At 67.5% G+C, this 10,845-nt stretch carries 15 protein-coding genes; 13 read left to right on the forward strand and 2 right to left on the reverse strand.

The window, feature by feature from the left end; genetic code table 11:
• From rplW to AB4Z55_RS08570, 10 genes are all read left to right on the forward strand, one after another.
• The gene (gene rplW / locus AB4Z55_RS08525) at window positions 1-306 is read left to right on the forward strand and encodes a 50S ribosomal protein L23 (RefSeq protein ID WP_004020553.1); all 306 of its coding nucleotides are present in this window, start codon (window positions 1-3) and stop codon (window positions 304-306) included.
• Window positions 307-336: 30 nt separating this feature from the next.
• Complete coding sequence (rplB, locus tag AB4Z55_RS08530; protein ID WP_004020552.1) at window positions 337-1,173, forward strand: 50S ribosomal protein L2; 837 nt, start codon at window positions 337-339, stop codon at window positions 1,171-1,173.
• A gap of 17 nt (window positions 1,174-1,190) precedes the next feature.
• The gene (gene rpsS / locus AB4Z55_RS08535; protein ID WP_004020551.1) at window positions 1,191-1,472 is read left to right on the forward strand and encodes a 30S ribosomal protein S19; all 282 of its coding nucleotides are present in this window, start codon (window positions 1,191-1,193) and stop codon (window positions 1,470-1,472) included.
• Entirely contained in the window at window positions 1,472-1,882 is a 411-nt protein-coding gene (gene rplV, locus AB4Z55_RS08540; protein ID WP_004020550.1) for a 50S ribosomal protein L22, read from the forward strand. The genes rpsS and rplV overlap by 1 nt, the downstream gene beginning before the upstream one ends.
• Window positions 1,883-1,884: 2 nt before the next feature.
• Window positions 1,885-2,691 carry a 30S ribosomal protein S3 gene (gene rpsC, locus AB4Z55_RS08545; protein WP_004020549.1) on the forward strand — a complete coding sequence of 269 codons (807 nt, stop codon included), beginning with the start codon at window positions 1,885-1,887 and terminating at the stop codon, window positions 2,689-2,691.
• 3 nt (window positions 2,692-2,694) lie between these two features.
• Window positions 2,695-3,111, forward strand: a complete 417-nt coding sequence (gene rplP / locus AB4Z55_RS08550) for a 50S ribosomal protein L16 (protein WP_004020548.1) — start codon at window positions 2,695-2,697, stop codon at window positions 3,109-3,111.
• On the forward strand, window positions 3,111-3,344 hold the full coding sequence (gene rpmC, locus AB4Z55_RS08555) for a 50S ribosomal protein L29 (RefSeq protein ID WP_004020547.1): 234 nt from the start codon (window positions 3,111-3,113) through the stop codon (window positions 3,342-3,344). Before rplP ends, rpmC begins: the two co-directional genes overlap by 1 nt.
• Window positions 3,341-3,631, forward strand: coding sequence for a 30S ribosomal protein S17 (gene rpsQ / locus AB4Z55_RS08560; RefSeq protein WP_004020546.1), 291 nt, complete (start codon window positions 3,341-3,343; stop codon window positions 3,629-3,631). Before rpmC ends, rpsQ begins: the two co-directional genes overlap by 4 nt.
• Before the next feature lie 123 nt (window positions 3,632-3,754).
• Window positions 3,755-5,014 (forward strand): sensor histidine kinase, encoded by a 1,260-nt coding sequence (locus AB4Z55_RS08565; protein WP_248643382.1) that lies wholly within the window; start codon window positions 3,755-3,757, stop codon window positions 5,012-5,014.
• Window positions 5,011-6,114: a hypothetical protein gene (locus tag AB4Z55_RS08570; RefSeq protein ID WP_248643381.1), complete on the forward strand. Its 1,104-nt coding sequence runs from the start codon at window positions 5,011-5,013 to the stop codon at window positions 6,112-6,114. Before AB4Z55_RS08565 ends, AB4Z55_RS08570 begins: the two co-directional genes overlap by 4 nt.
• A gap of 2 nt (window positions 6,115-6,116) precedes the next feature.
• On the opposite strand, the gene AB4Z55_RS08575 is transcribed toward AB4Z55_RS08570, so the two are convergent.
• On the reverse strand, window positions 6,117-6,497 hold the full coding sequence (locus tag AB4Z55_RS08575; protein ID WP_248643379.1) for a GNAT family N-acetyltransferase: 381 nt from the start codon (window positions 6,495-6,497) through the stop codon (window positions 6,117-6,119).
• Window positions 6,494-6,991, reverse strand: coding sequence for a phosphoribosyltransferase (locus AB4Z55_RS08580; RefSeq protein WP_004020542.1), 498 nt, complete (start codon window positions 6,989-6,991; stop codon window positions 6,494-6,496). Before AB4Z55_RS08580 ends, AB4Z55_RS08575 begins: the two co-directional genes overlap by 4 nt.
• Before the next feature lie 365 nt (window positions 6,992-7,356).
• On the opposite strand from AB4Z55_RS08580, the gene AB4Z55_RS08585 reads away from it, so the two are divergent.
• From AB4Z55_RS08585 to AB4Z55_RS08595, 3 genes are read left to right on the forward strand one after another with little or no spacing between them, the layout of a single operon-like run.
• Entirely contained in the window at window positions 7,357-8,778 is a 1,422-nt protein-coding gene (locus tag AB4Z55_RS08585) for an ATP-binding cassette domain-containing protein (protein WP_239399583.1), read from the forward strand.
• 1 nt (window position 8,779) lies between these two features.
• The gene (locus tag AB4Z55_RS08590) at window positions 8,780-9,607 is read left to right on the forward strand and encodes an ABC transporter permease (RefSeq protein ID WP_101821610.1); all 828 of its coding nucleotides are present in this window, start codon (window positions 8,780-8,782) and stop codon (window positions 9,605-9,607) included.
• A complete protein-coding gene (locus tag AB4Z55_RS08595) occupies window positions 9,607-10,473 on the forward strand; it encodes an ABC transporter permease (RefSeq protein WP_004020539.1) in 867 nt (288 codons plus the stop codon). The genes AB4Z55_RS08590 and AB4Z55_RS08595 overlap by 1 nt, the downstream gene beginning before the upstream one ends.
• Window positions 10,474-10,845: the final 372 nt, after the last annotated feature.

The raw sequence follows: 10,845 nt of genomic DNA on the forward strand, positions 1-10,845 counted from the left end.
ATGGCGACCGTTGCCGACCCGCGCGACATCATCCTGGCGCCCGTGATCTCGGAGAAGTCCTACGGGCTCATGGAGGACAACGTGTACACCTTCCTGGTGCACCCGGAGTCCAACAAGACCGAGATCAAGATCGCGATCGAGAAGATCTTCGGTGTCAACGTTGCCAGCGTCAACACCGCGAACCGACAGGGCAAGCGCAAGCGGACCCGCTCCGGCTACGGCCAGCGCAAGTCCACCAAGCGCGCCATCGTGTCGCTGACCGCAGACAGCAAGCCCATCGAGATCTTCGGGGGCTCGGTCAGCTGACCGGGGCGCCCAGAGAAGGACTAGAGACTCATGGCTATTCGTAAGTACAAGCCGACGACCCCGGGTCGTCGTGGGGCCAGCGGCTCCGACTTCGCCGAGGTCACCCGTGACCACCCGGAGAAGTCGCTGGTGCGTCCGCTGCACGGGCGTGGTGGCCGAAACGCTCACGGCCGCATTACCACTCGTCACAAGGGTGGCGGCCACAAGCGTGCCTACCGTCTGATCGACTTCCGTCGTAACGACAAGGACGGCATCAACGCCAAGGTCGCTCACATCGAGTACGACCCGAACCGCACCGCGCGGATCGCGTTGCTGCACTACGTCGATGGCGAGAAGCGCTACATCATCGCGCCCAAGGGCCTGAAGCAGGGCGACGTCGTCGAGAGCGGTTCGACCGCCGACATCAAGCCCGGCAACAACCTGCCGCTGCGCAACATCCCGACCGGTACCCAGGTGCACGCGGTGGAACTGCGTCCGGGCGGCGGCGCGAAGATGGCCCGCAGCGCGGGATCGTCGATCCAGCTGCTGGGCAAGGAAGGCACCTACGCCACCCTGCGTATGCCCTCCGGCGAGATCCGTCGCGTCGACGTGCGCTGCCGCGCCACCGTCGGCGAGGTGGGCAACGCCGAGCAGAGCAACATCAACTGGGGCAAGGCCGGCCGTATGCGCTGGAAGGGCAAGCGCCCGACCGTCCGCGGTGTCGTGATGAACCCCGTCGACCACCCGCACGGCGGTGGTGAGGGCAAGACCTCCGGTGGTCGCCACCCGGTCAGCCCGTGGGGCAAGCCCGAGGGCCGCACCCGCAAGAACAAGGCCAGCGACAAGCTGATCGTCCGTCGCCGTCGTACCGGCAAGAACAAGCGATAACAGGAGGAGGTAAGAGAATGCCACGCAGCCTCAAGAAGGGCCCGTTCGTCGACGACCACCTCCTGAAGAAGGTGGATGTCCAGAACGAGAAGGGCACCAAGCAGGTCATCAAGACCTGGTCCCGTCGTTCGACCATCATTCCCGACTTCATCGGTCACACCTTTGCCGTCCACGACGGACGCAAGCACGTGCCGGTGTTCATCTCGGATTCGATGGTCGGGCACAAGCTGGGCGAGTTCGCCCCCACCCGTACCTTCAAGGGTCACATCAAGGATGACCGGAAAGCGAAGCGCCGGTAATGACTACGCAGACCGATAATCCGACAGCAAAGGCGACCGCCAAGTTCGTGCGCGTCACGCCGATGAAGGCTCGTCGTGTCCTGGACCTGGTTCGCGGCAAGAACGTGGACGAGGCCCTCGACATCCTGCGGTTCGCGCCGCAGTCGGCGTCCGAGCCCGTGTACAAGGTCCTGGCAAGCGCCGTCGCCAACGCGGAGAACAACCTGGATCTGGATCGCCGGACCCTGGTCGTCGCCACCGCATTCGCCGACGAGGGGCCGACCCTCAAGCGCTTCCAGCCGCGCGCACAGGGTCGTGCGTTCCGTATCCGCAAGCGCACCAGCCACATCACCGTGGTCGTGGAGAGCTTGCCGGAGAAGGCAGCCGGCGGCCGTGGCCGTTCGCGTCAGCCGAAGAAGAAGGGAGCCTAGTAGTGGGCCAGAAAATCAACCCGCACGGCTTCCGTCTGGGCATCACCACCGACTGGAAGTCGCGGTGGTACGCCGACAAGCAGTACGCGGACTACGTCAAAGAGGATGTCGCCATCCGCAAGCTCCTCTCCACGGGGCTCGAGCGGGCCGGCATCGCGAAGGTGGAGATCGAGCGCACCCGTGACCGGGTCCGCGTCGACATCCACACCGCGCGTCCGGGCATCGTCATCGGTCGCCGTGGCGCCGAGGCCGATCGCATCCGCGGCGACCTGGAGAAGCTGACCGGCAAGCAGGTCCAGCTGAACATCCTCGAGGTCAAGAACGCCGAGTCCGAGGCCCAGCTGGTGGCCCAGGGCGTCGCGGAGCAGCTGAGCAACCGCGTGGCGTTCCGCCGCGCGATGCGCAAGGCGATCCAGTCGGCGATGCGTCAGCCGAACGTGAAGGGCATCCGGGTCCAGTGCTCGGGTCGTCTGGGCGGCGCAGAGATGAGCCGCAGTGAGTTCTACCGCGAAGGTCGCGTGCCGCTGCACACGCTGCGTGCCGACATCGACTACGGACTCTACGAAGCCAAGACCACCTTCGGCCGGATCGGCGTGAAGGTGTGGATCTACAAGGGCGACATCGTCGGTGGACGTCGTGAGCTGGCCGCGGCCGCTCCGGCAGCCGAGGATCGCCGTCCGCGCCGGCCCAGCCGGCCCCGGCGTAGCGGTGCCTCGGGCACCACTGCGACGAGCACCGACGCCGCTCGCGCGGCCGAGGCCGCTCCCGCCGAGGCCACTGCTGGTGCGGCTGAGAAGCAGGAGGGCTAGGCCATGTTGATCCCACGTCGGGTCAAGCACCGCAAGCAGCACCACCCCAGCCTCAAGGGGCAGGCCAAGGGCGGCACCAAGGTGACGTTCGGCGATTACGGCATCCAGGCTCTGGAAGGCGCGTACATCACCAACCGTCAGATCGAGTCCGCTCGTATCGCGATCAACCGGCACATCAAGCGTGGCGGCAAGGTCTGGATCAACATCTTCCCGGACCGCCCGCTCACCAAGAAGCCGGCCGAAACCCGCATGGGTTCGGGTAAGGGTTCGCCCGAGTGGTGGGTCGCCCCGGTCAAGCCGGGTCGCGTGCTGTTCGAGATGACCTACCCGAACGAGGAGATCGCTCGCGAGGCCCTGCGTCGCGCGCAGCACAAGCTCCCCATCAAGACCAGGATCGTGACCAGAGAGGAGCAGTTCTGATGGCACTCGGAGTTGCTGCGAACGAGCTTCGTGAGCTCAACGACGCTGATCTGGTCGATCGCCTGAAAGAGTCGAAGGAAGAACTGTTCAACCTTCGGTTCCAGATGGCCACCGGCCAGCTCGACAACAACCGTCGCCTGCGGACCGTGCGTCGCGAGATCGCGCGTATCTACACCGTGATGCGCGAGCGGGAGCTGGGCCTGGCGTCCGGACCGGATGGTGATGACGCATGAGTGAGGACCAGAAGGTGACCGAAACCCAGACCGAGGAGCGCGCACGCCGCAAGGAGCGCATCGGCTACGTGGTCAGCGACAAGATGCAGAAGACCATCGTGGTCGAGCTGGAAGATCGTAAGAGCCACAAGCTCTACGGCAAGATCATCCGGACCACGAGCAAGGTCAAGGCCCACGACGAGAACGGCGATGCCGGCGTCGGCGACCGTGTGCGGATCATGGAGACCCGCCCGCTGTCGGCGACCAAGCACTGGCGCCTCGTCGAGGTGCTGGAGAAGGCCAAGTAGGCCCTCGCCCAACGAGATCTACCGACACCGGCCCGTTCCCTGTAGGGAGCGGGCCGGTGTCGTCGTATGTGGACTCACCAGAGGATTGACCGGCGGAGCCGAGGGGTGTGAGGGTGAGATGCGATGCCCACCACCGACCTCACGAGCGGCCACTCCCGCCCCCGACCCGCCTGGGTGCGGCGCGCTTTCGAATCCGACTCCGCGGAGCCGGATCTGGACCGTGTCCGGCGGGTGGGCGCCCGGTTCCTGGGTCTGGGGTTGATCGGCTATCCGGTGGTCTCCGCCGCGTCGATATTCGCCTCCGCGCCACTCACAGACGCCTGGTGGGCTCCGCTGAGCATCCTGCTGTCGGTCGGCCCCGGAATCCTGTTGATCGCCGCCACCTTTCGGCCGGGCACGGCATGGCTCACCCCACTGGCCCTGACCTCGTGGGTCGGCTATGTCCTGGGACTGGCGCTCTGGTTCGTGGCCTGGAACGGTACGACGCTGGCCGACCCGGACGAGTCGGCCCAGTGGATGGTCGCCTTCTGCGGCATGCCGAGCATGGTGCTGATGCTCGTGCGTCCTCGTCTCGCCGTGGTCGCCCTCGTCGTGTCCTCGACTCTTGCCCATCTCTCCCAGCAGTTCGGCCGGTTCGGCGAGGTGACGTCGGACGCACCGATGGAGATCCTGTGGTCGCTGATGTTCACCGGCGTCTTCCTCGCGGTCGTGCTCGTGGCCACGCGGACGGGGCGCGAACTCGACGAGACGCGCGAGGAGACCTACCGCACTGCGGCGAATGTCGCCGCCGCCTCGGCGCGCGAGGTGGAGAAGGAGCGATTCGACGCCATCGTGCACGACCGGGTGATCGCATCCCTTCTCGCCGTCCGGGCCGGGCGTCCCGACGATCGGCTGGCAGCGCAGGCGACCTCGGCGCTCGAGGAACTCGCCCGGGTGCCGGGGGCGGACGGTCCGGACGCCGCGACGGACATCGAGATGATCCGGCGTATCCGGTCGGCCGCCGCGGACGTGTCGGAACGATTCGACGTCGAGGTCGTGGGTGGTGACGCGGACGGCCACGACGTGGGGTCCGGGTCGGCCACGTATCCGGCCGAGGTGCTCGACGCGGTCGTCGAGGCGATGTCGGAGGCGTTGCGCAACGTCGTCCGCCATGCCGGAGAAGATGCCGAGTGCGCTGTCATCGTCCGGTTCGAACCCGACTCGCTGAGCATGGCGGTCGTCGACAACGGGGTCGGGTTCGATCCCGAGGCGGTGGCGGTGGGTCGGCTCGGCATCGCCGTCAGCGTCCGTGGACGTCTCGCCCGGCTACCGGGCGGCCATGCGCGGGTGCAGAGCCGCGTCGGTCGCGGGACCACGGTGCAGATCCTGTGGGAGCGGCCGTGAGACGCGACTGCACGCGAGGAGCCGACGGTGCCGACCGCGGCGAGGTGGTCAACGCGTTCGGGATCGGCTCGCGGCCCCTGTGGCTGATGATGGGCATCTTCGCCTGCGGCTACTTCGTCGTCACGCTGTACGCCGACTCGACGGTCAGCGGCTGGTGGCAGTGGATCGGGTTGTTCGCCGGGTTCGTGTTGTTCGTCGTGGCGGGGGTGACGATTCTCGACTCCCCGGGCGATCCGCTGCCGACGCCGACGACCCTTGCCGTCGCCGGGCTGGCCGTCGCGGCAGTGGCGTCGACGCTGTTCTCGTTGCCGTTCCCACCGACACACGTGATGCAGACCGGGCCCCCGATGGGGGCATCGGTGATCATCCTGGCCTTCGTCGCGGTGCGCGGCCGCCCGCTCGCCGCCTGGCTCGCCAGCGGGTGCATCTCGATCATCGCGACGGTGTGGGGCGCGGTCTCGACGGCGGGCGCGCTGTGGGGACTGTCGATCACCCTGCCGGGTTACGCGATCATGATCATGGGTTCGCTGTTCTCGGTCATGCTGCGCCCGATGGCCCGGCAGATCTACCAACTGCGGGAGGCCAGCGAGCTTCAGGCGGCGCTCGACGCCGCGGCGGCGGCGTCGACCGAGGTCCGTGATCGACGGCTGGCCGCGCTCGACGAACGGGCCCGCCCCGTTCTCACCCGCATCGCCCGGCGCGAGTCCTTCAGCGCGGACGAGGTGGTCGTGGCCCGTTTGCTGGAGGCGCAGCTGCGCGACGGCATCCGTGCCGCCGGGCTCGACCTCCCGGTGGTCCGGGATGCGGCGTGGCGCGCGCGGCAGCGCGGGGTGCGCGTTGTCCTGCTCGACGACGGCGGGCTCGCCGCACTGGACGAGACGAGTGCGGCGACGGCGCGCGAACGGCTGGCGCCGGCCGTCGCCGCCCTGCTGGACGAGGTGGACGACGGTCGGGTGACGGTCCGCATCCAGCCACCGGGGCGCGATGTGCTCGCGTCGGTGGGGGTGGACGCCGGCCATCGCACCGACCGGATCGAGTTCGACCACCGCATGATCATCTCGGCCGATTCGGCGCGGGAGACGCCTGCGTCGGGCGGGTGAGGTCAGGCGGCGCCGCTCCGCAACCATTCGAGGACGGCGGGTGTCACCGGTGCGGTGGCGTCGGCGTACTCCGGGTGCTTCTCGAGAAACGCGGCCACCAGCGGACACACACCCACGATCGTGAGGTCGCGTGCGCGGGCGTCGTCGAGGGCTTCGCGTACCAGGATCGTCGCGAGGCCGCGTCCGCCGAACTCGGCGTCGACCTCGGTGTGGAAGAACACCCGCGCGGTCGTCGGGGCGTCCTGGGTGCCGGAGACACGGTCGCGGTATTCGGCGAATCCGGCCAAGGCCTCACCGCCGGGCGCGTCGACGTGGATGTCGTACCGGCGTTCGGCGGGGTTGTCGCGCACCGTGGTCTCGGCGCCGGTCTTGTCCGCGGTCATCGCTGCACCGCCACGATCGGACCCTGCACGGACCAGGGGAAATTGATCCACTTGTCGGTGGTCCGCCAGGTGTAGTCGGGCACCGTGATGGTGTGGGGCTTTTTGTAGAGCACCGCATTGCGCACCTCGGCGACCCTACCCTGCTCCTGGCAGAAGTCGTTGACCAGTTTGAGGGTCTTGCCGGTGTCGGCCACATCGTCGACGACGAGAACCCGCTGATCGGTGAGGCCGCTCGATTCGAGAAGCGACGGCAGCATCACCGGTTCGGACAGCGTCTCGCCGACCCCGGTGTAGAACTCGACGTTCAGCGAGATCATCAGCTTGCAGTCGAGTGCATAGGCGAGAGCGCCGGCCGGGATCAGGCCGCCGCGGGCGATGCCGAGGATGATGTCCGGGACGAACGCGTCGTCGGCGACCTGCTGGGCGAGTTCGCGGCAGGCCACGCCGTTGAGCTCCCAGGTGAGGACCTCGCGCTCGGGGGAAGTGGTGGTCATGGGAACACTCTTCCAGAGCGTGTGCGGTGGTGGGTGCCGTAGTCGATGTCGACCCGGATGTGGACACGGTCGCGTCGTGTCGTCGGTCGCTCGATACACCCCAGGTGTGCATCGGACACGGCGCAGGCCGAGAAAGGCCACGTCATCCGACTGTCCCGGACCGGGCGTAACCATTCGACCCCGAGCGCGCGACATATTCGTGGAGGACAGACCGAGTCAAATTCGTCGGGAACTCTGATTCGTGCGTAAGTTTGTTGTCGTGGATGCCTAGCGTCAGATCCTTGTCGCCGTCCCATTGATGGCCGACGACGTGCGACGCTCCGGCTGTCCATCTGCCGCCCTGTTGTCGACGCGTAGAGGAAGACATGTCCGAGGCCAGTGGTCAGCGACCGTCCGTCGCCTCCTACGCGCCGCGTCATCAACGGCAGGATGCGCCTCTCGAGCCGCTGCCCGAAGATCCGTTCGTGCTGCCGGACCCGGTCGAGGAACAACTGCGACGCTGGCGCGCCGAGCGCTCGAACCCCTCCGCCGCCACCGTCGACGACGATGTCGAGTCGGGCGAGTCCTCGCCCAACGGCCATGTGACGGTCGCGCCCGCGGACGGGACAGCCGCCGACTCACCGCAGGGTCCGCCGGCGGCCGCGCGCGCATACTCGGCCCCGTCCGCGCCGCGCCCGCCCGTCGAACGCAACGGACAATTCGTCCAGCCCTCACCGAACGGCGCACCGGGACAGGCGGTTCCGCAGTGGCAGACCACCCCGGTCGAGGGGTCGGAGTCGCAGACGGTCGCGATCCCGGTTCCGGAACCCGTGCGGGAACCGGCGCGCGGTGACTCCGCAACCGTCGCCATCGAGGCAAGGAACCTGCACAAGAAGTTCAAGGACATGGTCGCGGTCGAGGATGTGAGTTTCACCGTCCCCGCGGGGAGCATCGTCGCGTTGCTCGGCCCCAACGGCGCCGGCAAGACCACGACGGTGAACATGCTCTGCACCCTGCTCAAACCCGACGGCGGGAGCGCCACCGTCAACGGCCACGACGTCGCGCACGACGCGGCGTCGGTCCGGAAGTCGATCATGCTCACCGGCCAGTTCGCCGCACTCGACGAGGCGCTGACCGGCCGCGAGAACCTGGTCTTGTTCGGCAGGCTCCTCGGCCTCGACAAGACGGCCGCTCGGACGCGCGCCGACGAACTGCTCGATGCGTTCTCGCTCACCGATGTCGGCGGCAAACGCGTCCGCGAGTACTCGGGCGGTATGCGCCGCCGGATCGACATCGCCTGCGGGCTGGTCACCGCGCCCAGGATCGTGTTCCTCGACGAGCCGACCACGGGACTGGATCCGCGCAGCAGGCTGGAGGTGTGGTCGCTGGTCGAGAAACTCCGCGATTCCGGTGTCACCATCCTGCTGACCACCCAGTACCTCGAAGAGGCCGACGTCCTGTCCGACAACATCGTCGTGATCGACAAGGGCCGGGTCATCGCCGAGGGAACCTCCGACGAACTCAAGGCGTCGACCGGTGCGGCCTACTGCGAGGTCACGCCCACCGATCCCGCCGACCGCGCCCGACTTCGCGAGACCCTGGCCGACCTCATCGGCGACCACGTGCAGAACGCCGACGACCACTTCGTCGCGGTGCCGGCGCCCGATGGTCCGGAGACGCTCGTCGAGGTCATCCGCCGCACGGCATCCGCGGGTATCCCGCTCTCCGACGTCGCGATGCGTCGGCCTTCGCTGGACGAGGTGTTCCTGGCGTTGACCGATCCACGGCGGGACCGGAGTTCCACCTGACATGACGACTTCTGACGTACTGCGATCGGGGGCGACGTCGGGATCGGCGACGACCGCGCTGATCGAGCCGCGGGTGCGACCCCTACAGCAGTGGTGGGCGCTGTCCGGGCGCGGGATCTCGAAGGTGTTCCGCGGCGGCGAGGTCATCTTCGCCTTCATCTCGCCGGCCTTCCTCGCGGTCTGCTTCTATCTGCCGTTGCGCAGCATCGTCGAGGTCGCACCCGGCATCAACTACGGCCAGTTCTTGATGCCGATCATCGTGCTGCAGTCGGTGAACTTCGCCGCGTCCTCGGCGGCGATGCGCGCGGCCTTCGACGGCGTACAGGGGATCAACACCCGGTTTCGGGTGATGCCGATGTCGCCGGTGATCCCGATGCTGGCGCGGACCGCGACCAACGGTGTGCTGCTGGTGATCTCGCTCACCTGTGCTGCCGTCGCCTGTCTGATCATCGAATGGCGTCCGGGAGGTGGACTCTGGGGCACCGTCGGCTTGTTCGGTCTGGCCTTCCTGATCGGAGCCCTGTTCTCGTGGGCGGCCGACGGTCTCGGGCTCGTCGCCGGCAGCCCGGAGGCCACCAGCCAGGCCCTGGCGCTGCCGACGCTGATCCTCGGCATGATGTCCACCGGATTCGTACCGCTCGAGCAGTTCCCGGAGTGGATTCAGCCGTTCGTGCGTAACCAGCCCATCTCGCAGTTCGCCGATTCGATGCGCGCTCTCGACGCCGGCACCGCGACCTGGCACCAGTTGCAGCCGTCGCTGTGGTGGTGTGCGGGGCTGGCCGCCACCGCGTTGCTGTTGCTGGCCGTCAGCACGCGGAGGACCCGCTGATGAGCGCCGCCGGGGCGGGCGTCTCCACCGGGGAACAGACCGCTCAGCGGCATTTCCTGACGAGCGCGGCCACCGATGTGCCGACGGAGTCGTCGTTCCGGGCATGGTGGCGGCAGAGTCTCCCGCTGGCGGGCCGGCAGATCGTGGTGTTCGTCCGCGATGTCCCGACGCTGATGCAGGCATTGCTCTTCCCGGCGCTGAGCATGCTGATGTTCAAGGTCGTGCTCGGCGACGCGATCGGCTCGGCGACGGGTCAGAACAGTGCCTACGGCACAGTGCCGCTGGTGATCCTCGTCGGCGCCATGTTCGGTTCGATCGCCTCGGCGACCCGTCTGAATCGGGAACGGGCGACCGGGCTGCTCGCCCGGCTGTATGTGTTGCCGATCCACCGGGCGGCGGACCTCACCTCGCGGGTGATGTCGGAACTGGTGCGCATCCTGGTGACGACGCTCATCCTCCTCGCGGCCGGTCATCTCATCGGTTTCCGGTTCACGCAGGGTCTGGGTCCGGCGATCGGGCTCGTGCTGGTCGCTCTCGCGTACGGCACCGCCTTCGCGACCCTGACGCTCGCACTCGCCGTCAGCGCGCGCCCGGGTGCGCCGATCGTGCCGTACCTCGGTCTGGCCTCGAGTCTGCTGATGTTCTTCAACTCCGGATTCTCCCCGATCAGTGCTTATCCGGGATGGCTGCAACCGATCGTGGCGAATCAGCCGATGACCCCGGCGATCGAGACGATGCGAGCGTTGGCCGCGGGCGGACCACTTGCGGAGAATCTCACGAAAGTCGCTGTTTGGACCGTGCTGATTCTGGTCATTTCCATTTATCCGGCTCTTCGCGGTTATCGGAAAGCCGCGAGGGATCGATGACCACGAACCGATCCCATACCGTCGGGGTAACGAATGACACCCGATATGGCCCCGATGCGGCCGATGCCGATCGGGCCGTCACCCCTTGGTGGGGCATCGATGCTGGTCAACGGCTTGTGGGCGGCGGATGGCGGTACGCGGGCGCGGGCAGGTCACCGCGCGCGGGCACTCCGGCGGGCGTAACAAGGAAGGTGGGTACGGCGATGGCATTCACAGAGGCTGGCCCTGCATCCCGGTTTCATGAGACCCCCTCGCGTGAAATAGCATGGAGATTCTGTGTCGGCGTCCGATGTGGAGGGTCTGAACGATTACCAACGGCAGTGTCGTGAGGTCTAATCGACTGCAGGACTAGCGAGGGAGTGTTCAGAGGAC

The sequence above is a fragment of the Gordonia sp. ABKF26 genome, assembly GCF_041103195.1.
Taxonomy (GTDB): domain Bacteria; phylum Actinomycetota; class Actinomycetes; order Mycobacteriales; family Mycobacteriaceae; genus Gordonia; species Gordonia terrae.